We start from the raw sequence: 20,463 nt of genomic DNA on the forward strand, positions 1-20,463 counted from the left end.
GCGTAGTCCGCTCCACGCGACTCAGCGTTGTGACGGCGCGCGCCGTCACCCCCTGTTCGAAGCCGGTGGCTCCACGAGTTCGACCAGGACTCCGCCGGCGGACTTCGGGTGGATGAAGTTCACCCGCGATCCACCCGTCCCGCGCTTCGGTACGTCGTACAGCAGCTGGGCGCCGCGCTCGCGCAAGGTCGCCGAGACGGCCTCGATGTCGCGCACCCGATAGGCGAGCTGCTGGATGCCCGGACCGCGCTGCTGGAGGAACTTCGCGATCGGCGACGCGTCCGACAGCGGCGCCAGCAACTGGATCGACGAACCCGAGTCGCCGACCGACAGCATCGCCTCGCGAACGCCCTGCTCCTCGTTGATCTCCTCATGCGCGACCGTCATGCCGAACACCTCGGCGTAGTACCGGACGGCTTCGTCGAAGTCGGCCACCGCGACCCCGACGTGGTCGATCGCATCGAAGAGGGCTTCCATGACGTCAGCCTGGCCCAGGACGGTGCTGGAGGCCATCGAAAGTGGCCGAGCTGACACGACCTGTGTGACTTGATCGACAGCGGCGTACCAGTGCCGTCGCAGGTATTGTGACAACATGTCTGACGCCACCCGCAGTTCACAGCACACCAGTGTCATAGTCGCCGGCGCACGCACCCCGATCGGGCGGCTGCTGGGCGGCCTGAAGGGCTTCACCGGCGCCGAGCTCGGCGGGTTCGCGATCAAGGGCGCCCTGGCGAAGGCCGGGGTCGCACCGGACCAGGTCGAGTACGTGATCATGGGCCAGGTGCTGCAGGCCGGCGCCGGTCAGATCGCCGCCCGGCAGGCCGCGGTCAAGGGCGGCATCCCGATGAACGTCCCGGCTATCACGATCAACAAGGTCTGCCTGTCCGGCCTGAACGCGATCGCGCTCGCCGACCAGCTGATCCGCGCCGGCGAGTACGACGTCGTCGTGGCCGGCGGGATGGAGTCGATGACGAACGCTCCGCACCTGCTGCCGAAGTCCCGCGAGGGCTTCAAGTACGGCGATGTGACGATGGTGGACTCGATGGCGTTCGACGGGTTGTGGGACGCGTTCACCGACCAGGCCATGGGCGCGCTGACCGACCAGGCCAACAACGACGGCCTGAAGCTGACCCGCGAGGAGCAGGACGAGTTCAGCGCCCGCTCGCACCAGCAGGCCGCCGCCGCGTGGAAGAACGGCGTGTTCGCCGACGAGGTCGTCCCGGTCGAGGTGCCGCAGCGCAAGGGAGACCCGATCGTGGTCGACAGCGACGAAGGTGTCCGCAGTGACACCTCGGCCGAGTCGCTGGCCAAGCTGCGGCCGGCGTTCGGCAAGGACGGCACGATCACGGCCGGTTCGGCGTCGCAGATCTCCGACGGCGGGTGTGCCGTCGTCGTGATGAGCAAGGCGAAGGCCGAGGAGCTCGGGCTGAGCTGGCTCGCCGAGATCGGCGCGCACGGTTCGGTCGCCGGACCGGACTCGACGCTGCAGAGCCAGCCGGCCAACGCGATCGTCAAGGCCTGTGGCAAGGAGGGCATCGAGCCCACCGCGCTGGACCTCATCGAGATCAACGAGGCGTTCGCCGCGGTCGGTATCGCGTCCGCGCGGGAGCTGCAGGTCGACATCGACAAGGTCAACGTGAACGGTGGTGCGATCGCACTCGGCCACCCGATCGGCATGTCCGGCGCCCGCCTGGTGCTCCACCTCGCGCTGGAGCTGCAGCGGCGCGGTGGTGGCGTCGGCGCGGCCGCGCTGTGTGGTGGTGGTGGCCAGGGCGACGCCCTCATCGTCCGGGTCCCGAAGAGCTGATGCCGCGCCGGACCGCGCCGGTCTCGGAGCTGGTCGAGCGTGCCCGGGAGGGCGACTCCCGGGCCGTCGCCCGACTGATCTCGCTGGTCGAGGACGAGTCGCCGCTGCTGCGTGAGGTGATGGCGGCGCTGTCGCCGTACGCCGGGAACGCGCACATCGTCGGCATCACGGGCTCGCCCGGGGTCGGCAAGTCCACGTCGACGTCGGCGCTGGTTTCGGCGTACCGCGAGACCGGGAAGCGGGTCGGCGTACTCGCGGTGGACCCGTCGTCGCCATTCTCCGGGGGAGCGTTGCTGGGGGACCGGGTGCGGATGCAGGACCACGCGACGGACACCGGGGTGTTCATCCGGTCGATGGCGTCGCGGGGGCATCTCGGCGGGCTGGCCTGGACGACGCCGCAGGCGCTGCGGGTGCTGGACGCGGCCGGGTTCGACGTCGTCCTGGTGGAGACGGTCGGGGTCGGGCAGTCCGAGGTGGAGATCGCCGGAATGGCCGACACGACGCTCATCCTGCTCGCGCCGGGCATGGGTGACGGGATCCAGGCGGCCAAGGCCGGGATCCTCGAGGTCGGCGACATCTACGTGGTGAACAAGGCGGATCGCGACGGCGTGCAGAGCGTGACCCGGGATCTGCGGGCCATGCTCGCGCTGGCCGAACGAGGCGAGGGCGCCTGGACCCCGCCGATCCTGAAGACGGTTGCCTCGCGCAACGAAGGGGTCGCCGAGGTGGTGGCCGCGATCGAGGACCGGCTTGCCTGGATGCAGGCGAACGGCGTCCTCACCGAGCGGCGCCGGGGTCGCGCCCGGGACGAGATCGAGGCGATCGCGATGACCGCGCTGCGGTCCCGGTTCGCGCACCTGCACGGCGACGCGCGGCTGGACGTGCTGGCGGCCAAGGTGGCCGATGGGGACACGGACCCGTACAGTGCCGCGGACGAGCTGATCGCGGCCCTGTGATCCCGGTCTCGGTTGGAACACTCGACCACGGAGTGTCACATTGTGTCTCTGCTTTCCGTTCATTGGTTGTTGTGCCGAATTCGGGCAAATGCCGCACATTTTCCGGTGGGCGGCAGGATGCGCCGTCTCACGGCGGCGCGCCGGTGGGTGCCGTGGCCCCGAATCCGTTACAGAATGGACCTTGGTAGCTGGTGAGCATTGTGCGGTGGGCTGTGTTCAGTCAGTGACAATTGGTGACGGTCCGTGATACAACACAAACACAGTCGATCGAGTGGTTGCGAACGAGGAGTGGTGACATGCCGAAGAAGCTGTTGATGTGGTCGGTCATCGCCTTTGCGGCCTTCTATCTGTTCACTCAGCCGACGAACGCCGCCAACGCTGTGGGAGGCGCGTTCTCGGCCATCGGCAACGCGTTCGACAGCGTGATCACCTTCCTGAGCGCGCTGTTCAGCTGATCTGCGGTTCGAGTGTCCCGTTTCGAGCAATCGTGCGGGACACTTGGCTGTAAGGGACGCGGCAGGGCCGACAGCGCGGCTGACAGGGAGTGAGTGGATGGCCGGAATAGGCCTCTTCCGGATCTTCGACCCGAAGGTCCGGCGCCATCTGATCTCGGACGAGGGCGAAGTCGTCATCGACGAGGTCCGGCAGCACTGGGTGGTGTACGGGTTGCCCATGCTCGAGGTCGCGCTGGCGGCCGTCCTGCTGTTCGTGCTGGCGACCACCTCGATCGGCGGCACGCAGGTGCTGCTGGCGATCGTGCTCGTGTTGCTGGCGCATGCCTTCTGGCAATTCCTCACCCATCACCGGGACCGGTTCGTGGTCACCAACATGCGGGTCATGCGGATCCGTGGCGTCTTCTCCCAGAGCATCGCGACCACCCCGATCGCGCGAGTCCTCGACATCACCCTGAAGAAGCCGAGCATCGGCCGGATCCTCGGCTACGGCCACTTCGTCTTCGAGTCGGCGGCGCAGGATCAGGGCTTCCGGGAGATCAGGTGGGTCAGCCGCCCGGACGACCGGGATCTGACCATCCAGCGAGTCATCCAGCGCACCGGTCTGCGCGCCGCGGCGAGCGTCGACGTGCTGGAGGGCGACGAGGACTCCGACGACGACGGCACCGGCCCGATCGGGATGGACTCGGCGCAGGAGGTCACCACCACGGTCGCGCCGGCCCATCACGCCCGGCCCGCCCCCGCGGCCCCCACAGGCCCGCGGTCGATCTTCAACAGCGACCGCGGCAACTGGACCGACGACGGCGACTGAGCCGCGCGCCGGCTCAGCCGGTGGGCGGGTGCTCGGCGGCTCGTGACTGCTCGGCGGCGTGCCGGCGGAACAGTGTGCGGCGGCGCTCCCGGTGGGCACGTTCCGGGTGATTCGCCGGCGCGCTCTCCAGGGCCTCATCCAGTTCCGCGACTGCCTCGGCGTACCCCCCTTGCCGGGCCAGCAACTCCCCACGAACTGCATGCCAACGAGGACTTCGCGGTACGGCGTCCAGTTGCGCCAAGGCTGACGTGATGTCGCCGGTCTCGGCCGTCGCGACAACCTGGCCCAGCTGCGCCGCCGGGCTGGGTGCGATCTCGATGAGCAGTCCGTACAGGCGCTGGATCTCGCGCCAGTCAGTCGCGGCATAGCTGGGGACGCGGTCGTGCTCGGCGGCGATCGCGGCCTGCAGTTGATACGCGTCCGCCTGCCGATTCGATCGCTGCAGTGAGTCGTTGAGCAAGGCGACCCCGCGAGCGATCAGTTCGGCGTCCCAGCGACCACGGTCTTGCAGATCGAGCGTGACCACCTCGCCGTGCTCATCGAGGCGGGCCGGCCGGCGTGCCTCGGTCAGGAGCAGCAACGCGAGCACCGCGGACGGCATCGGCTGATCGGGCAGCAGGCTGTGCAGCAGCTCGCCCAGCCGGATCGCCTCCGCACAGACGTCCACGTCGTACGCCGCCTCGCCCTCGACGGGGGCGTGGCCCGCGGTGTAGAGGCTGTGGATCACCGCGCACACGGCTGGGAGGCGATCGGGGAGCTCCGCCTCGGCCGGTACGCGGTACGGGATGCGGGCGGCGGCGATCTTCTGCCGGGCACGGGTCAGCCGCTTGGTCGTGGCGACCTCGGTGGTCAGGAGTACGCCGGCGATCTGGGCGGAGGACAGGCCGCACAGCGTCCGGAGCGCGAGCGCGACCCGGGTCGGCGGTGAGAGCGCGGGATGGCAGCAGGTGAAGATCAACCGCAGCAGATCGTCCTGCACCACGTCGTCGGCCTCGAGTTCCTTGGTCGTCGTGAGCTCGATCAGCTCCGAGCCGTCCCGCTCCTTGCCGGCCCGGGCCCGCTCGCGGCGGATGATGTCGATCGCCTTCCGGCGGGCCGTCACGGTCAGCCAGGCGCGCGGCTCGGGCGGTACGCCGGTGACCGGCCAGGCGCCCAGCGCCGCCAGGGTCGCCTCCTGGACGGCGTCCTCGGCGAGCTGAACGTCACCGACGGTTCGGATCAGGGTCGCGAGGATGCGGGTCCCCTCGATCCGGATCGTCTCGGCGACCGCGTCGTACCGCTGGTCCACTACCTGGCCAGGATGCTATTTGGCCAGGATGACGGGCCGGACCTCGACCGCGCCGCCCCAGGCCGCCGGGAGCTGGGCCGCGATCGCGACCGCTTCCTCCAGATCCTCGGCGTCGATCAGGTAGTACCCGGTCAGTGCTTCCTTGGTCTCGGCGTACGGTCCGTCGGTCGTGATCACCGGTCCGCCGCGGGCGCCCTCGACCCGGACGACAGTTGCCGTCGAGGTCGGGTGCAGCACGGCGCTCGCCTTGATCCGGGCGGCGTTGTCCACGGCGAACTGCCGGTACTCGGCCAGCTCGTCCGCCTGCTCAGGCGCCCACCAGTCGACGTCCGCGGTGTAGGTCAGTGCAAGGTACTGCGGCATCGGAATCCTCCTTCTGCTGAGACCACTGTGGTCCCTCAGGAAAGGAACGAACAGGCAGACCCGCGGAGGACATCAGCCGGTGGCTTCCTCGAGCCGTCCCCGGAACGCCCGTACGACGTCCTCGTCGCCGGCGGTCTGGACGACGTCGTCGGCGACGCGACCCCAGAGCCAGAGGTAGACCGGCATCGGCTCCCCGAAGATCTCGGCGTTCGCCTCACCCTCGGATCCCTGCCGGATGTCGACGCTCGTGCTGTCCGCGCGGATGGTCCAGGAGCGGCCGGCGGCGGTGATGCGCACGGTCGCGTCGATCGGGTGGTCTGTGTCGCCTTCCTCCCACCACGGGCCGCCCAGGGTCGGATAGAGCAGCTCGTCGATGCCGTCCAGCGCCAACTCGGCGTCGATCGGCGTGACGACCGCGTGCGCCTGCTCGACGTCGATCCGGTGCACCACGCTCTCGAACGCCATCCGCCGGTACCAGAACCCGGAGGTGGTGTCGCGCGGGTTGAACGTCCACGTCTCCAGCCCGGTCCCCGCCTTCTCCAACGCGTCGACGATCGCCGCCCGGGCCTCGTCGTACCACTCGAGCGTCTCCCGCCCACTGAAGTCCGGCGGCCACTCCTCCGGCCGCGCCCCCAGCCGCAACACCTCGACCTTGTGCACGTAGACCTGCGCCACATGCCGCACCACCGACTCGACCGTCCACCCCGGACAGCTCGGCACGGCGGCATCAAGCCCCATCCGCGCAACCTCAGCCAACCGCGCAGATTCGGCTTCAACGTGCCGCAGGTAGATCTTCGCTGACAAAGTCATGTCCCGACCCTCGCAGACGCCGTGGACAGTTCTTAGACGCTGCGTTGCTTGAGCGCGGCCTCCCAGTCCTCCGTCTCGGTGTGACTGATCTCGACGACCCGCTCGGTCAGCAGCTTGCTCGGCTCGGCGGCGGTCGCGTACCGGCCGGCGCGCTGGACGTAGAGCCACGCCTCGTTGCGCAGGTCTTCGGCGGTCCGGCGGTAGGTCGGATAGGAGTCCTTGAACCCGAACAGGGTGCGGATTCCCTCCGCCAGCGCGATCACGCCACCGAGCGCGGGCGCGAACCAGGTGGGGGTGTTGATCGCGGCCGAGATCGCGATGAACAGGGCCGCGACGAGCTGGACGGTGCCGAGCCCGCGGTAGGCGATGCGGGCGCGGTTGGCCTGCCGGTGATACCAGCGAAAGCGGAGGGTGATCAGCTCCTCCGCGGGCGCGTCGGTGCCCAGCGCCGGGAAGTCCGAATCTCTGAGGGTCGCCATGATGTGCCTAGTCTCCAGCTAACCTTCGGCTCATGGCGAGGAAGAGGGCGTTGCCGTTCGATCCGATCGAGGAGGCTTCGCGGCAGTGGGGTCGGCGGTGGGGGGCGGTCGAGCAGATGCGGGCCGTGACGTCGCTGATGCGGGCCCAGCAGATCGTCATCGGCGAGCTGGACGAGATTCTGCGCAAGCACGGGCTGACGTTCGCGCGGTTCGAGGCGCTGGTGCTGCTCACGTTCTCGCGGCGCGGGTCCCTGCCGCTGGGGAAGATGGGGGAGCGGCTGCAGGTCCACCCCACCTCGGTGACCTCGATCGTACGGCGGCTGGAGGCGGCCGGACTGGTGACCCGGACGCCGCACCCGGACGACGGCCGCGCCGTACTGTGCGAGATCACGCCCGAGGGGCGTGAGCTGGTCGAGCGCGCCACCGCCGACCTGGTCGCTGCCGATTTCGCCCTGTCCGGCCTGACCGACGAGCAACTCGAGATGCTCTGGTCCGTCCTCGAACCCCTCCGCCACAACGCCGGCGACTTCACCTGAACCCGAGCCTGAGCTGAGCCCACGCCGCAGCTTCTTCTGGTGGGCTAGTTGGAAATAGTTGGACGTCCTAGTATTTTGGGACCAGTCCCCGAGGAGGTCTGATGATGGATGCCGAGCAGATTGCCGCCGGCCGGAGCCGGTGGCAGCAGCGGTACGACGCGGCGCGCAAGCGGGAGGCGGACTTCACCACGCTGTCCGGCACCGAGGTCGAGCCGGTCTACGGCCCGCCCGACGGCGTCGCCGACCCGCGGATGGAGCGGATCGGGTGGCCCGGGGAGTTCCCGTTCACCCGCGGTCTGTACCCGACCGGGTATCGCGGCCGGGCCTGGACGATCCGCCAGTTCGCCGGCTTCGGCAACGCCGAGCAGACCAACGAGCGGTACAAGATGATCCTGAACGGCGGCGGCGGCGGCCTGTCCGTCGCGTTCGACATGCCGACGCTGATGGGCCGCGACTCCGACGAGCCGAAGTCGCTCGGCGAGGTCGGCCACTGCGGCGTCGCGATCGACTCGGCCGCCGACATGGACCGCCTGTTCAAGGACATCCCGCTGCAGGACGTCACGACGTCGATGACGATCTCCGGTCCCGCCGTGCCGGCCTTCTGCATGTATCTGGTCGCCGCCGAGCGGCAGGGCGCGGACCTCACCAAGCTCAACGGGACGCTGCAGACCGACATCTTCAAGGAGTACATCGCGCAGAAGGAGTGGCTGTTCCCGCCGGAGCCGCACCTGCGCCTGATCGGCGACCTGATGGAGTACTGCGCGTCGACGATCCCGGACTACAAGCCGCTCAGCGTCTCCGGCTACCACATCCGCGAGGCCGGCTCGACGGCCGGACAGGAGCTGGCCTACACGCTCGCCGACGGCTTCGGGTACGTCGAGCTCGGGCTGTCCCGCGGTCTCGACGTCGACGTGTTCGCGCCCGGCCTGTCGTTCTTCTTCGACAGCCACCTGGACTTCTTCGAGGAGATCGCCAAGTTCCGCGCGGCCCGGCGGATCTGGGCCCGCTGGCTGCGCGACGTGTACGGCGCGAAGACGGACAAGGCGCAGTGGCTGCGGTTCCACACGCAGACGGCCGGGGTGTCGTTGACGGCGCAGCAGCCCTACAACAACGTCGTACGCACGGCTGTCGAAGCGCTGGCCGCGATCCTCGGTGGGACCAACTCGCTGCACACCAACGCACTCGACGAGACGCTCGCGCTGCCGAGTGAGGAGTCGGCCGAGATCGCCCTGCGCACGCAGTCGGTGCTGATGGAGGAGGTCGGTGTCACCAACGTCGCCGACCCGCTCGGCGGCTCCTGGTACGTCGAGGAGCTCACCGACAGGATCGAGGCGGAGGCCGAGGAGATCTTCGCCCGGATCAAGGAGATGAGCCCGGACGAGACGATGACCGGCGGCATCCTGCGGGGCATCGAGGACGGCTGGTTCATGGCCGAGATCGCCGACGCCGCGTTCGAGTACCAGCAGAAGCTGGAGAAGGGCGAGAAGAAGATCGTCGGCGTGAACACGCTGACCGACACGGTTTCCGGCGAGCTGGAGATCCTCCGGGTCTCCCACGAGGTCGAGGTCGAACAGTGCCGGGTGCTCGCGGCGCGCAAGGCCCACCGCGACGAGGACCGGGTACGCCGTACGCTAACGGCTCTGGTGGAGGCGGCCAGGGGTACTGGCAACCTGATCGAGCCCATGCTGGAGGCAGCGCGTGCGGAGGCCACGATGGGGGAAATCTGTCACGTTCTTCGGGACGAGTGGGGGGAGTACCGAGAGCCCGCCCGCTTCTGAGGAACTGGCGGCCCCAACCGTCGAGGCGGTCGCCCAGGCCGCGATCGGTCCACTCGATGGGCGCAGTGTGGTCGTCTGTGGTTCGGACCGCACCATGCTGCGGGTCGTCACGGAGCTGGTGAGTTCGGGCGAGCGGGTGACCGCGATCGTCAACCCGGCCTCGCGGCACTACGACCGGATCAGTGAGCTGGGTGCGCAGGTGATGGGCGTCCGGGTCGTGAGCGAGGGACTGCTGCGCCGGGCCGGGATCGACGCGAACGACGGGAACTCGTCGACCGCACGAGCGCTCGTGCTGCTGGACACCGACGACGTCCACAACGTGCACACCGCACTGACCGCGCGCGAGATGGATCCGGAGCTGCGCATCATCGTCCAGATGATCAACCCGCGGCTCGGCAAGCAGTTGCATAGTCTGCTGGGCGACTGCGTGGTGATCTCGGGGCCGTCGCTGGCCGCACCGGCGTTCGTCTCGGACGCGCTGGAGGACGACGAGCTCACTTGGCTCGAGATCGGCGGCCGGCGGCTGGTCGCCGGTCAGGCCGACCTGATCCGGGCGCCACATCTGACCGTGCTGGCCGACACCACCTCGTCGGCGACGCCGGAGCTGCTGCCGCTGTCCACCTCCGACCCGGAGGGCGACATCGTGCTCGGCACCGGCGTACGGTCCGTGTGGCGGACCAAGGACGTCCGGCGGGCGGGCTGGCTGATGGGAGTCCGCGACATCTTCGACCGGCGGGTCCGGCGGATCGCCGCGGTGATGGCCGTCCTCGTCCTCGGTGGCACGGTGCTCACGCATTTCATCGCGAGGGTCGAGTGGTTGCGAGCCCTCTACCTGGCGGCCGGCGCGGTGACGTCGGCCGGCATCGAGGACAACACGTTCTCCGATGCGGCTCCCTGGGCAAAGGTGGCGGCCGTCCTCGTGCAGCTGACCGGCATCTTGCTGATGGCGCTGCTGACCGCGGTGATCGTCGACTCACTGATCGGTGCCCGGTTGTCGCGCGTGATCGGCGGGGTGCGCGGGCGGCCGCGTAATCATGTGGTCGTCTGCGGCCTCGGTACGGTCGGCGCCCGGGTGCTGGAGATCCTGGCCGAGCGCGGGGTCGCGGTGGTCGGCGTCGAGCAGGACGACGACGCGCCCGGCGTACAGACCGCGCATCGGCTGCGGATCCCGGTGGTGATCGGTGACAGCAGCAACGAGGAGACGTTGCGGTCGGCCGGCGTACAGCGGTGCCAGTCGGTTCTCGCGATCACCAACGGCGACATCACCAACCTGGAGTCGGCGATGGTGGTGCGCGATCTGAACCCCGACGCGCGGATCACGATGCGGATGTTCGACCACGACCTGGCGCAGCGGGTCGAGCGGCAGCTCGGGCTCGGGCACAGCCGGTCGGTGTCGATGCTGGTCGCGCCGGCGATCGCGGCCGCGGTGGCGAACCGGCGCAGTCAGGTGACGGTCCCGGCCGGTCGGCGTGTTCTGCTGCTCACCGAGGTCACCGTCGAGCCTGGCTCGGTCGCGGTCGGTCTGCGGCTGGGCGAGCTGGACGAGGCGGGTGGGCTGCGGGTGCTCGCCCGGCAGGACGCCGGGGCGCTGGCCCGGCAGGACGCTGGAGCGCCGGCTCGGAAGGACGCGGCGGCGAGCTGGGACTGGAAGCCGGCCAACGAGCGGGTGCTTCGGCCGGGCGACCGGATCGCCGTCGCAGGCACCCGAAGCGGTCTGGCTCGGCTCCTCCTGGCGACCCGGCCGCAGCACCGTTCGGCGTAAGTCCTCACCAACGGACCTCCGCACGCCACCGGAGCTGGCGTGCGGATTTCCGGTGGCGAGCACTCTCGTAGAGGATGGACCTGTGAACGTGAACGGAATGCGAGGGCAGTCGTGAGTCAGTCGAACTTCTCCCGTCCCGGGGCGATCGATCTGTCGTCCCTGCGCAAGCCCGCCGGACCTGGCGGCCCAGCCGGTCCGGCCGGTCCCGGTGCGCCGGCCGGCGGCGGTGGCGTCGCGGGGTCGTACGTGCTGAACGTGAGCGAGCCGACCTTCCAGGCCGATGTGATCGAGCGCTCTCTGCAGGTGCCGGTCGTGGTCGAGTTCTGGTCGCCGCGCTCGGAGGCTTCGATGGCCCTCGGCCCGGTGCTGGCCCGGCTGTCCACCGAGTACGACGGCAAGTTCCTGCTGGCCCGGATCGACATCGACGCGAACCCGCAGCTGGCCCAGGCGGTCGGCGTCCAGACAGTGCCGCTGGTGATCGCCGTACTGCGGGGTCAGGTGGTCCCGCTGTTCCAGGGTGCGGTGGGAGAGCCGGAGGCGCGACAATACTTCGACCAGCTGCTCACCGTGGCGGTCGCGAACGGCATCTCCGGCCGGGCCGAGCCGGTCGGTCCCGCGGACGCTGTGTCCGACGAGGAGGAGCCGCCGCCGAACCCGCGGTACGAGAAGGCCGAGAACGCGGTCGGTGCGGGTGACCTGGACGGCGCGATCGCGGCGTACGAAGAACTGCTCAAGGAGACGCCGGGCGACGCCGAGGCGAAGTCGGGGCTGGCGCGAGTGCAGTTGGTCAAGCGGACGCAGGACGTTCCGGCCGAGGTGCGGACCCGCGCGGCCGACAACCCGTCGGACGTCGAGGCGCAGATGCTGGTCGCTGACGTCGACCTGATGGGCGGGCACATCGACGACGCGTTCAACCGGCTGATCAGCACGATCCAGGTGACCGCGGGCGACGAGCGGAACACCGTCCGGCTGCACCTGCTCGAGCTCTTCGACGTGGTCGGCGCGGACGACGACCGGGTGATCAAGGCGCGCCGGCGGTTGATGGCCGCGCTGTTCTGAGGTTCAGCTCTTCAGGATCGGGTCGGTGGTGAGCGCCGTGGAGACGCGGGCGAGGAGGGCTCGGAGGGTGTCGAGCTCCTCCTCGCTGAAGGCCGCGGCCAGCCGGCGCTCGACGCCTGCCGCGCGCTCGTCGGCCTGATCCAGCGCCTTGCGGCCAGTCGAGGTCGGGCGGGTCTCGATCACGTGCCTGTGCAGCGGATGCGGGGTCCGCTCGATCAGTCCTGCCGACTCCAGGTTGCGCAGGATCGTCGTCATGGTCTGCGGTGTGACCGCGCATCTGCGGGCCAGCTCCGCGGCCGAGATACCGGGCTGCTCGTCCAGCACGAAGAGGGCGGCGTACTGCGGCACCGTGAGGCCGGCCGGCTTCACGGCGGCCGCTTTGGCCGATTGCAGCTCTTGCTCGACCCGCTTGAGGTGACTGCCGAGCCGCTTGTCGAAGGACATCCGCATGCGGACCATGGTACGAATCGCGCTGGCTATATATGCATTGACTAGCATCAGAGCTCTGATTAACCTCTGTGTTCGTATCCGCTCACGAGAGAGGTTCTTTCATGAGGTTTCGTCTGCTGGCGGTCGTGCTCGCGCTGACCGCCGTACCTGCTTCCGTGGCCGCGGCTGCTCCGGCCGGCTCCGCTCACCTTGCGGCCGCTCACATTGCGTCTGCTCATCCGGCGTCCGCTTGGCCGGTGGAGATCGACGGCCGGACCGCGGACCGCTACCCGGAGGGGATTGCCTGGGACCCGACCCGGCAGGCCTTCCTGATCGGCTCGATCGCCACCGGCCGCATCTCCGTCGTCCAGCGGGACGGCTCGACGCGCGTGCTGGCCCAGGCGCCCGGCATCTCCACCTTCGGCCTGCACGTCGACGCCGTACGCAACCGCTTCCTCGTCACGTACGGCGACATCGGCAACGGCGAGCGCTCGTCGGACGCGACGGGGTACAAGCAGTCCGGTGTCGGGATCTACAACCTGCGCACCGGCCGGCTGGAGCGGCGCGTCGATCTCAACACGGCCCGGCTGAACCCAGCCGGCGGCCGGCACGGCGTGAACGACCTCGCGGTCGATGCCGTCGGCAACGCGTACGTCACGGATCCGGCGGGCGACGCGATCTACAAGATCACGGCGCTGGGGCGGGCCTCGGTCCTGGTCCGCGACGATCGGCTCCGCAGCGAGACGATCGGCGCCAACGGCATTGTCTGGGACTCGGCCGGCTATCTGGTGACGGTCCGCTACGACACCGGCCAACTGTTCCGGATCTCTTCGAGTGGCCGGATGTCTGAGGTTGCTGTTGGCAAGCGTCTGGTCGGCGGCGACGGGCTGGCACTCACCCCCGACCATCGATTGGTTGCCATCACCAACAAGCTCGGCGCTCCCGGTGCCGAGGCCGCGACCATCCTGACGAGTCGTGACAACTTCCGCAGCGCTCAGGTCAGGTCGACCGAGGCATGGCCGGTCCCAGGTCCGACCACGGCCGCGGTGACGCCGCACGGCATCTACGTGCTGAGCGGCCGCATCGACGTCCTGATCGGCGGTGGTCGGTCCGACGAGTTCACCATCCGCCGGCTCCCCTGATCCTTGGCGCTGGCCGGAACCGGACAGCGTGAACACTTGTAATCAGGCGTGAGCCGCTCTGAGAATAATTCACATGACCGCCCTCGCCGAATCGCCGCCGCCGAGTCTGGAAGCGCGGATCCACGGTCTGTTGCCCGCGCTCAGCCCGGCACAGGCCCGGATCGCGACCGAGGTCCTGCGTGATCCGGCGGCGGTGGCCTCGTCGACGATCGGCCGGCTCGCGGCCCGGTGCGGCACGTCGCTGCCGAGCGTCACCCGGTTCTGCCTCGCCCTCGGCCTGTCCGGGTACGCCGAGCTCCGGCTCGCGCTCGCGGCCGAGAGCGGGCGGAGCAGCCACAGCTGGGAGCGGGGGACCGGGTCCGAGGTCGGGCCGGACGACTCGCTCGACGACGTCCTCCGGACGCTGCTGCGCGCCGACACCCGCGCTCTCGAGGACACCGTCGCATCGCTCGACGTCGACGCGCTCGGGCGGGCGGTCCAGGCGATCTCCGACGCCCGGCGGATCGATCTGTACGCCGTCGCCGGGTCTGCGTCCGTCGCCGAGGATCTCCGCCTCCGGCTGCACCGGATCGGCCGGGCCGCCAGTACGTGGAACGACGTCCACACCGCGCTTGCCAGCTCGGCGCTGCTCGGCATCGGCGATGTCGCGATCGGCATCTCGCACAGCGGCGAGACGATCGAGGTCCTCGAGCCACTCGGCCGGGCGGGCCGGCAGGGCGCGACGACTGTTGCCATCACCAACTATCCGCGCTCTCCGCTCGCGCGGATGGCGGACGTCGTCCTGGTCACCGCCGCGCGCGACGTCACGTTCCGGACAGGCGGTCTGTCCGGACGGCATGCGCAGATGATCGTCCTCGACGCGCTGTACCTGGGGGTCGCCCAGCGCGACTACCCCTTGGCGGAGCAAGCCTTCGACGCCACCGCCGACGCCGTCGCGGACCACCGCCGACGGTCCTGAACCTCCCGCCTGCCCGCTCCACTCGACCCGCCCTTCGAAGGAGAACCCATGCAGAGCCCGCACTGCACCCTCGGCCCGACCCGCCGCTCCCTCCTCCTCGGCGCCGGCGCCACCGCCCTCACCACCGCAGCCGCCGGCACCCTCCCAGCCAGCGCCTCGGCCGCCGGCGCCGCCTCGCCCGCTGCCATCCCCTCGCCGGACGGGCTTCCCCTGACCGGTGGTGCTGAGTTCCCGATCGGGTTGTTCTGGCCGCCGCATCCGTACGCGAGTACGGCGGAGCGGTACGCCGAGATCAAGTCCGCCGGGTTCGACTTCATCATCTCGGGCAACTACGCCGGCGACGGCAACATCTTCCAGTACCAGTTGGATCTCGCCCGCACCGCCGGCCTGCAGATGCTGATCTCGGACGACATCCAGATCCGCAACATGTCGCGCTGGTTCTCGATCTCGGACAACACCGCCGACTTCCTCAGCGTCACGCCGGCCGAGGCGAGCGCCCTCTACGTCCGCGCCCGCGACGCCTACGGCCCCTATTCGTCGCTGGCCGGCTTCAACCTGTACGACGAACCCGGCGCGGGCTGGTTCGGCACGCTGGCGAAGGCCGTGGCGATCTCGCGCGAACTGGCGCCGGGACTGCTGCCGTACATCAACCTGCTCCCGTCCGACGACCCGGCGTACTACCGCGACTTCGTCGACGTGGTGAAGCCGTCCCTGATCTCGTTCGACCGGTACCCGCTGCTGTCCGAGGACCGCGAGGACGCGAACTACTTCCACAACTGGGCGATCATCCGGGACGCCGCGCTGCACGGTGACATCCCGTCCTGGGTCTTCATCCAGACGCTTGCCTACAACAACCACCGCGAGCCGAGCGCGGCCGAGCTGCTCTGGCAGATCAACATCAGCCTGGCGTACGGCGCGAAGGGCATCCAGTACTTCACCTACTGGACCCCCGAGGCTGCTCGCGGCGAAGGATTCGGGCCGGCGCTGATCACCGTCGACGGCCGCCGTACACCGCGGTACGCCGCGGCGCAGAAGATCAACACCACTTGGCTTCACCAGGTCGGCCGCGAGCTCAAGCCGCTCGTCTCCGAGTCCGTTGCCCACGCCAACGAAACCCCGCTGCCCAACGGCGCTGTCGGCTTCACTCCCACCAACCTGGTCACTGGCGTCTCGGGAAACTCGGTGGTCATCGGCACCTTCCGTTCGCGCGACACCGCCTCCGCCGACCGCTGGCTGTTGGTCGCCAATCGCTCCCACAGCGCGCGCGCCCGAGCCGTCGTCACGCCGAACCAGCAGACAGTTGCGTCGGTCGGTCAATTCCAGCCGGCCGGCCAGACCTACACGGCTCGTCCGGTCGCTCCCATCCCGTTCGACCTGGCACCTGGTGCCGCCAGCCTCGTGAAGCTCGGCGCCAAGTAGTCAGCCGGTCGGGCCGGTGTAGACACCCATTGCACGGAAGCGGAGGGCTGGGGCCGCGTACTCCTCCAAGGCGTGCGCGGTCCAGCCGATGATGCGGGCCAGGGCGAAGAGCGCATCCCCGGCGTCGGGCCGGAAGTCGTAGGTATGCATCATCGCCGCGATCGCCAGATCGCTGTTGGGGAAGCCCGGTGTCCGGGCAGTGACCTTGGCGATCGTCTCGACGATCGGATGGTCGTCGAGCAGCCCCAGCAACACTTCGGCCCGCGGGTCGCGCTCCTGGTAGATCTTGTGTCCGAAGCCGGGGACCGGCTCCCCTGATCGCAACTGATCCGACAACGCACCCAGCGGATCCCGCTGCGCCCGCTGCAGGAACTCGTAGGCCAGAGTCGGCGCGGCTCCGTGGTACTGCCCGTCAAGTGCCCCGAGCCCCGCCGACACGACGGCGTACAGGTTCGCTCGAGCACTGGCGGCCACTCGTGCCGCAACCGTCGAGACGGCCAGTCCGTGATCGGCCAGCAGGATGAGCGCTGCGTCGAGCACCTCCGGCCGTGGCTGTTGGGCGGACAACTTCGGCCAGAGTCTCGCACCGACTGTGTCTCGGGCGGATGCCGTCGGGCCGGGCAATGCGGTGACCAAGGTGCCGAGCAGCTTCTCGGCCGCTGCGGTCACCGAGCCGGGGGACAGGTCGAAGCGCAACGGATCAGCAGCTCCCAGTACGGCGACCGCCACGCGGAGCTTGTCCGTCAAGCGTGCCGTGCTCGGGACCACCTCCATCGCGTCTCGAGCCAGTTGCACCGACTCGCGTTGCACCGGGAACTTCGGCTGTTCGCTGAGCTCACCGGTCCACAGCAGGTGGGCGACCGCCTCGACGGTCCACTCGGTCGCGAGCTCGCGGACCGAACGACCGCGGTAGTACAGCTCGTCGTCCTGCAGCAGGGTCAGCTCGGACTCGATCCGCTCGACCACTCCGGAGTGTTCGACGGACCGGCTCGCCAGCCGCTCGACGTCAGCTACGGCGAACAGGCTGCCGCGTCGTCCCCGGGCCCGGACGCTGGTCAGCAGGCCGCGGCTCACGTACGCGTAGATCGTCTCCGGTTTCACCTGCAGCCGGCGCGCGACCTCGGCCGTGGTCAGGTAATTCTCGTCACTCTGCGGCGGCATCCGCGCTCCTCCGAGCGTTCATGTTGACTGGATCAACATTGACAATAGTTGATTGCGTGTCAACTCTGAAGATATGTCAACAACAATCAATGTTCCGCCCGGCCTCCGCAATGTCGTCGTCACCGAGACGACCCTCGGCGACGTCCGCGGTGACGAAGGGTTCTACCACTACCGCGAGTACTCGGCGATCGATCTCGCCAAGTCGAAGACGCTCGAAGACGTCTGGTTCCTGATGTTCGAGGGCCACCTCCCGACCGCCGGCGAGCGCGACAAGTTCGTCGCCGAACTCGCGCCGCTCCGCGTCCTGCCCGACGAGGTGCTCGCGGTCCTGCCCGCGATCGCGACCGCGGGGCCGTCGTTCAACCCGTTGGCCGGTCTCCGCACCGCGTTGTCGCTGCTGGCCGCCGTACGCAAGCTTCCCCCGCTGTGGGACGCCGACCCGGCACGCCGGAAGGCCGATGCGATGCTCGTCTGCGCGGTGACGCCGACCATCCTCGCTGCGCTGTACCGCCTCCGCGAAGGTCAGCAGCCTCTGGAGCCCCGGCCCGACCTCGGCGCCGCGGCCAACTGGCTGTACCTGGTGACCGGCAGCGAGCCGAGCGCCGTACAGGCCGCAGCGATCGAGCACTACCTCGTCGCCACCGTGGACCACGGGTTCAACGCGTCGACCTTCACCGCGCGAGTGATCGCGTCCACCGGCGCCGATGTGGTCTCTGCCGTTGCCGGAGCGATCGGAGCCTTCTCCGGCCCACTTCACGGCGGCGCACCGGACCGTGCGCTCGCGAGCCTCGACGAGATCGGCACCCCGGACCGGATCGACTCGTGGGTCCGGGAGAAGGTGTCCGCCGGCGACCGCATCATGGGCTTCGGACACGCGGTGTACCGGACCGAAGACCCCCGCTCACTGATGCTGCGTGACATCGCCCGCGGCCTCGGCGGAGACCTGGTGGACTTCGCGACCACGGTGGAGCAGCGCATCGTCGACGTACTGGCCGAGCTCAAGCCGGGGCGCAACCTCTACGCCAACGTGGAGTTCTACGCCGGCGTCGTGATGGAGCTGTGCGGCCTTCCGCGCGCCATGTTCACTCCGACGTTCGCCGTCAGCCGCATCATCGGCTGGTCCGCCAATATCCTCGAGCAGTCCACCGACCCGAAGATCATCCGCCCGATCGCGATGTACGTCGGCCCGCAGCCGCCGGTCCCGGTGCCGTAGGGCGGTCAGGCGGCGCGTTTGAACCGCATGGTGCCGTCGGCAACCGGACTGAAGCGAAGGACGACGAGGTCGCGGGGGTAGTTCTGACGGAGGCGCCAAGGGCCGGTGGAGCCCTGGCGCGGGAGGATGGCCGCGGCGCGCCGGATGTAGCCGGACGACAGATCGACCACGGGACGCGCGGGAGAGTCGTACTCGGCCGGGTCGATCTCGGGGACGCAGATGCTGGTGCCGGTGGCGGCCAGGTGGTTGAGCAGGCGGCACACGTACTGCGAGGTCAGGTCGGAACGCAGGGTCCAGGAGTTGTTGGTGTAGCCGATGCACCAGGCCAGGTTCGGTACGCCGCTCAGCATCATGCCCTTGTAGACGAAGGTGTCGTGCGGGTGCACCGGCCGGCCGTCCACCGTGACCTCGATCTTGCCGAGGGCAACCATGCGAAGCCCCGTCGCGGTGACCACCAGGTCGGGCTCGAGCTCCTGACCCGACCGCAGTCGCAGACCGGTCGGCGTGAAGGTCTCGATCTCGTCGGTGACCACAGAGGCCGAGCCATCCCGCAGTACCTCGAACAGGTCCGCATCCGGCACCAGACACAGCCGCTGGTCCCATGGCTTGTAGTGGGGAGTGAAGTGCGGGTCCACGGGGATCGACGCCGGCAACTGCTTGGCCACTGTGCTGTTGAGGAGCCAGGCGGCGTGTGCCGGCCATTTCCGGAACGCGCTGTAGAGCGCGGTACTCAAGGCGACGTTCTTGCCACGGATGACCCGGTGAGCGAGCTTCTCGGGCAGTAGGGCGCGCAATCGGTCCGAGAACGCGTCATGCGCAGGCCTGGACGCCACGTAGCTCGGTGTGCGCTGCAGCATCGTCACGTGCTCCGCCGTACGAGCCATAGCCGGCACAAGCGTTACCGCGGTCGCACCGCTGCCGATGACAACTACGCGCTGACCTGTGTAGTCCAGGTCCGCGGGCCACTGCTGCGGATGCACCACGCGCCCTTGGAACTCACTCTGCCCCGGGAAGTCGACCACATACCCCGAGTCGTAGTCGTAGTACCCGCTGCACACATACAAGAACGAGCAGGTGTACGAGCCCTGACTCGTCTCGACCGACCACTGCGCGTCCTCCGACGACCATGACGCCCGTACGACGCGCTCGCCGAAGCGGATGTGCTTGTCGATGCCGTAGGTGGAGGCGGTCTCGTGCAGGTACTCCAGGATCGACGGCCCGTCCGCGATCGCCTTGGCCGCCTTCCAGGGATGGAACGGGAACCCGAGCGTGAACATGTCGGAGTCGGACCGGACCCCGGGATAGCGGAACAGATCCCAGGTGCCGCCGATGCTGTCCCGGGCCTCCAGGATCGCGTACGTCCGGTCGGGGCTCTGGGTCTGGAGCCGGTAGGCCGCGCCGATCCCGGACAGTCCGGCGCCCACGACCAGGACGTCGAAGTGCTGCATGAATGCCTCCTGGATGCCGGTTGGGTTCCTGGTCCACGGTAGGCGAGACCGGGAGGATGGTGCTGTCCGTATCCGCCGTGTCACGTGAGGTGAGCCGGGATGATGAGTGAGAAAGTCGTTGCCGGAGCTGTCGATTCCGTTTGGCGTCGTTCGTCAGCAAGATGTCCAGTAAGAACCCTAGACAAGGGAGCCAGAGATGGCGCAGTACATGTTCCTGCTGTACGACAGCGAAGAGTGGTACGACAACGTCACGGCGGAGGAGTGGCAGCAGGCGATGAAGCTGCACGGCGCCTTCGCAGAGGCGGTCGAGAAGGCCGGGGCGCGGATCCTCGGGGGGGAGGCGCTGGAGCGGTCGAGCACGGCCAGCACGGTCAAGCAGCGCGAGGGTGCCGAGCCGCTGGTCACCGACGGCCCGTTCATCGAGACCAAGGAGGCTCTCGGCGGCTACTACGTGATCGAGGCCCGCGACCTCGACCAGGCGCTCGAGCTGGCCAAGATCTGCCCGTCCGGCAACGTCGAGGTTCGCCCGGTGATGGACACCTCGGCGGACTCCCAGCCGTCAGTCTGACCATGCCCGCCGGCCGGGTACACC

The 20,463-nt window shown here is 69.1% G+C and carries 21 protein-coding genes; 13 read left to right on the top strand and 8 right to left on the bottom strand.

Annotated elements, in window-relative coordinates:
• Nucleotides 1-45 precede the first annotated feature (45 nt).
• Nucleotides 46-477: a methylmalonyl-CoA epimerase gene (mce, locus tag OG876_RS25900; protein ID WP_328519231.1), complete on the bottom strand. Its 432-nt coding sequence runs from the start codon at nucleotides 475-477 to the stop codon at nucleotides 46-48.
• Nucleotides 478-592: 115 nt separating this feature from the next.
• On the opposite strand from mce, the gene OG876_RS25905 reads away from it, so the two are divergent.
• The 4 genes from OG876_RS25905 to OG876_RS25920 all read left to right on the top strand — a co-directional run bounded on the left by OG876_RS25905 (nucleotide 593) and on the right by OG876_RS25920 (nucleotide 4,026).
• Nucleotides 593-1,807 (top strand): acetyl-CoA C-acetyltransferase, encoded by a 1,215-nt coding sequence (locus tag OG876_RS25905; protein WP_328519232.1) that lies wholly within the window; start codon nucleotides 593-595, stop codon nucleotides 1,805-1,807.
• Complete coding sequence (gene meaB / locus OG876_RS25910) at nucleotides 1,807-2,763, top strand: methylmalonyl Co-A mutase-associated GTPase MeaB (RefSeq protein WP_328519233.1); 957 nt, start codon at nucleotides 1,807-1,809, stop codon at nucleotides 2,761-2,763. The genes OG876_RS25905 and meaB overlap by 1 nt, the downstream gene beginning before the upstream one ends.
• 296 nt (nucleotides 2,764-3,059) lie before the next feature.
• Entirely contained in the window at nucleotides 3,060-3,218 is a 159-nt protein-coding gene (locus OG876_RS25915; RefSeq protein WP_328519234.1) for a hypothetical protein, read from the top strand.
• Nucleotides 3,219-3,315: 97 nt separating this feature from the next.
• Nucleotides 3,316-4,026 (top strand): PH domain-containing protein, encoded by a 711-nt coding sequence (locus tag OG876_RS25920; protein WP_328519235.1) that lies wholly within the window; start codon nucleotides 3,316-3,318, stop codon nucleotides 4,024-4,026.
• Nucleotides 4,027-4,039: 13 nt separating this feature from the next.
• On the opposite strand, the gene OG876_RS25925 is transcribed toward OG876_RS25920, so the two are convergent.
• The 4 genes from OG876_RS25925 to OG876_RS25940 all read right to left on the bottom strand — a co-directional run bounded on the left by OG876_RS25925 (nucleotide 4,040) and on the right by OG876_RS25940 (nucleotide 6,966).
• Nucleotides 4,040-5,314, bottom strand: a complete 1,275-nt coding sequence (locus tag OG876_RS25925) for an RNA polymerase sigma factor (RefSeq protein WP_328519236.1) — start codon at nucleotides 5,312-5,314, stop codon at nucleotides 4,040-4,042.
• 15 nt (nucleotides 5,315-5,329) lie between these two features.
• Nucleotides 5,330-5,677 (bottom strand): YciI family protein, encoded by a 348-nt coding sequence (locus OG876_RS25930; protein ID WP_328519237.1) that lies wholly within the window; start codon nucleotides 5,675-5,677, stop codon nucleotides 5,330-5,332.
• Between the two features lie 72 nt (nucleotides 5,678-5,749).
• Nucleotides 5,750-6,487: a maleylpyruvate isomerase family mycothiol-dependent enzyme gene (locus OG876_RS25935; RefSeq protein WP_328519238.1), complete on the bottom strand. Its 738-nt coding sequence runs from the start codon at nucleotides 6,485-6,487 to the stop codon at nucleotides 5,750-5,752.
• A 32-nt stretch (nucleotides 6,488-6,519) separates the two neighbouring features.
• On the bottom strand, nucleotides 6,520-6,966 hold the full coding sequence (locus OG876_RS25940; RefSeq protein WP_328519239.1) for a DUF4231 domain-containing protein: 447 nt from the start codon (nucleotides 6,964-6,966) through the stop codon (nucleotides 6,520-6,522).
• Nucleotides 6,967-6,998: 32 nt separating this feature from the next.
• Between OG876_RS25940 and OG876_RS25945 the strand changes: the two genes are divergently transcribed.
• The 4 genes from OG876_RS25945 (at nucleotide 6,999) to OG876_RS25960 (ending at nucleotide 12,101) form a co-directional block, all read left to right on the top strand.
• Nucleotides 6,999-7,502 (top strand): MarR family winged helix-turn-helix transcriptional regulator, encoded by a 504-nt coding sequence (locus OG876_RS25945; protein ID WP_328519240.1) that lies wholly within the window; start codon nucleotides 6,999-7,001, stop codon nucleotides 7,500-7,502.
• 104 nt (nucleotides 7,503-7,606) lie between these two features.
• Nucleotides 7,607-9,280, top strand: coding sequence for an acyl-CoA mutase large subunit family protein (locus OG876_RS25950; protein WP_328526957.1), 1,674 nt, complete (start codon nucleotides 7,607-7,609; stop codon nucleotides 9,278-9,280).
• On the top strand, nucleotides 9,201-11,042 hold the full coding sequence (locus OG876_RS25955; RefSeq protein ID WP_442914022.1) for an NAD-binding protein: 1,842 nt from the start codon (nucleotides 9,201-9,203) through the stop codon (nucleotides 11,040-11,042). The genes OG876_RS25950 and OG876_RS25955 overlap by 80 nt, the downstream gene beginning before the upstream one ends.
• Nucleotides 11,043-11,153: 111 nt before the next feature.
• Nucleotides 11,154-12,101 (top strand): co-chaperone YbbN, encoded by a 948-nt coding sequence (locus OG876_RS25960; protein ID WP_328519242.1) that lies wholly within the window; start codon nucleotides 11,154-11,156, stop codon nucleotides 12,099-12,101.
• Nucleotides 12,102-12,104: 3 nt separating this feature from the next.
• Here the strand turns inward: OG876_RS25960 and OG876_RS25965 are convergent, their stop codons facing one another.
• Nucleotides 12,105-12,551 (bottom strand): MarR family winged helix-turn-helix transcriptional regulator, encoded by a 447-nt coding sequence (locus tag OG876_RS25965; protein WP_328519243.1) that lies wholly within the window; start codon nucleotides 12,549-12,551, stop codon nucleotides 12,105-12,107.
• A gap of 101 nt (nucleotides 12,552-12,652) precedes the next feature.
• On the opposite strand from OG876_RS25965, the gene OG876_RS25970 reads away from it, so the two are divergent.
• From OG876_RS25970 to OG876_RS25980, 3 genes are all read left to right on the top strand, one after another.
• On the top strand, nucleotides 12,653-13,672 hold the full coding sequence (locus tag OG876_RS25970) for an SMP-30/gluconolactonase/LRE family protein (protein WP_328519244.1): 1,020 nt from the start codon (nucleotides 12,653-12,655) through the stop codon (nucleotides 13,670-13,672).
• 73 nt (nucleotides 13,673-13,745) lie between these two features.
• Nucleotides 13,746-14,630, top strand: a complete 885-nt coding sequence (locus OG876_RS25975; protein ID WP_328519245.1) for a MurR/RpiR family transcriptional regulator — start codon at nucleotides 13,746-13,748, stop codon at nucleotides 14,628-14,630.
• 48 nt (nucleotides 14,631-14,678) lie between these two features.
• Nucleotides 14,679-16,049, top strand: coding sequence for a hypothetical protein (locus OG876_RS25980; RefSeq protein ID WP_328519246.1), 1,371 nt, complete (start codon nucleotides 14,679-14,681; stop codon nucleotides 16,047-16,049).
• Here the strand turns inward: OG876_RS25980 and OG876_RS25985 are convergent, their stop codons facing one another.
• Complete coding sequence (locus tag OG876_RS25985) at nucleotides 16,050-17,210, bottom strand: citrate/2-methylcitrate synthase (protein WP_328519247.1); 1,161 nt, start codon at nucleotides 17,208-17,210, stop codon at nucleotides 16,050-16,052.
• A gap of 73 nt (nucleotides 17,211-17,283) precedes the next feature.
• Here OG876_RS25985 and OG876_RS25990 point away from each other — a divergent pair, with 73 nt between their 5' ends.
• Nucleotides 17,284-18,423, top strand: coding sequence for a citrate/2-methylcitrate synthase (locus OG876_RS25990; RefSeq protein WP_328519248.1), 1,140 nt, complete (start codon nucleotides 17,284-17,286; stop codon nucleotides 18,421-18,423).
• 5 nt (nucleotides 18,424-18,428) lie between these two features.
• On the opposite strand, the gene OG876_RS25995 is transcribed toward OG876_RS25990, so the two are convergent.
• On the bottom strand, nucleotides 18,429-19,871 hold the full coding sequence (locus tag OG876_RS25995) for a flavin-containing monooxygenase (RefSeq protein ID WP_328519249.1): 1,443 nt from the start codon (nucleotides 19,869-19,871) through the stop codon (nucleotides 18,429-18,431).
• 196 nt (nucleotides 19,872-20,067) lie between these two features.
• On the opposite strand from OG876_RS25995, the gene OG876_RS26000 reads away from it, so the two are divergent.
• Nucleotides 20,068-20,439: a YciI family protein gene (locus OG876_RS26000; protein WP_328519250.1), complete on the top strand. Its 372-nt coding sequence runs from the start codon at nucleotides 20,068-20,070 to the stop codon at nucleotides 20,437-20,439.
• Nucleotides 20,440-20,463: the final 24 nt, after the last annotated feature.

The organism is Kribbella sp. NBC_00359, from assembly GCF_036097425.1.
In the GTDB taxonomy this organism is placed as follows: domain Bacteria; phylum Actinomycetota; class Actinomycetes; order Propionibacteriales; family Kribbellaceae; genus Kribbella.

Bases quoted from the DNA above. Each gene is read 5' to 3' on its own strand.
- meaB (WP_328519233.1), top strand. From the start codon at position 1,807: ATGCCGCGCCGGACCGCGCCGGTCTCGGAGCTGGTCGAGCGTGCCCGG.
- OG876_RS25975 (WP_328519245.1), top strand. From the start codon at position 13,746: ATGACCGCCCTCGCCGAATCGCCGCCGCCGAGTCTGGAAGCGCGGATC.
- OG876_RS25920 (WP_328519235.1), top strand. From the start codon at position 3,316: ATGGCCGGAATAGGCCTCTTCCGGATCTTCGACCCGAAGGTCCGGCGC.
- OG876_RS25945 (WP_328519240.1), top strand. From the start codon at position 6,999: ATGGCGAGGAAGAGGGCGTTGCCGTTCGATCCGATCGAGGAGGCTTCG.
- mce (WP_328519231.1), bottom strand. From the start codon at position 477: ATGGAAGCCCTCTTCGATGCGATCGACCACGTCGGGGTCGCGGTGGCC.
- OG876_RS25965 (WP_328519243.1), bottom strand. From the start codon at position 12,551: ATGCGGATGTCCTTCGACAAGCGGCTCGGCAGTCACCTCAAGCGGGTC.
- OG876_RS25990 (WP_328519248.1), top strand. From the start codon at position 17,284: ATGTCAACAACAATCAATGTTCCGCCCGGCCTCCGCAATGTCGTCGTC.
- OG876_RS25970 (WP_328519244.1), top strand. From the start codon at position 12,653: ATGAGGTTTCGTCTGCTGGCGGTCGTGCTCGCGCTGACCGCCGTACCT.
- OG876_RS25980 (WP_328519246.1), top strand. From the start codon at position 14,679: ATGCAGAGCCCGCACTGCACCCTCGGCCCGACCCGCCGCTCCCTCCTC.
- OG876_RS25940 (WP_328519239.1), bottom strand. From the start codon at position 6,966: ATGGCGACCCTCAGAGATTCGGACTTCCCGGCGCTGGGCACCGACGCG.
- OG876_RS25915 (WP_328519234.1), top strand. From the start codon at position 3,060: ATGCCGAAGAAGCTGTTGATGTGGTCGGTCATCGCCTTTGCGGCCTTC.
- OG876_RS26000 (WP_328519250.1), top strand. From the start codon at position 20,068: ATGGCGCAGTACATGTTCCTGCTGTACGACAGCGAAGAGTGGTACGAC.
- OG876_RS25930 (WP_328519237.1), bottom strand. From the start codon at position 5,677: ATGCCGCAGTACCTTGCACTGACCTACACCGCGGACGTCGACTGGTGG.
- OG876_RS25935 (WP_328519238.1), bottom strand. From the start codon at position 6,487: ATGACTTTGTCAGCGAAGATCTACCTGCGGCACGTTGAAGCCGAATCT.
- OG876_RS25905 (WP_328519232.1), top strand. From the start codon at position 593: ATGTCTGACGCCACCCGCAGTTCACAGCACACCAGTGTCATAGTCGCC.
- OG876_RS25985 (WP_328519247.1), bottom strand. From the start codon at position 17,210: ATGCCGCCGCAGAGTGACGAGAATTACCTGACCACGGCCGAGGTCGCG.
- OG876_RS25950 (WP_328526957.1), top strand. From the start codon at position 7,607: ATGGATGCCGAGCAGATTGCCGCCGGCCGGAGCCGGTGGCAGCAGCGG.
- OG876_RS25995 (WP_328519249.1), bottom strand. From the start codon at position 19,871: ATGCAGCACTTCGACGTCCTGGTCGTGGGCGCCGGACTGTCCGGGATC.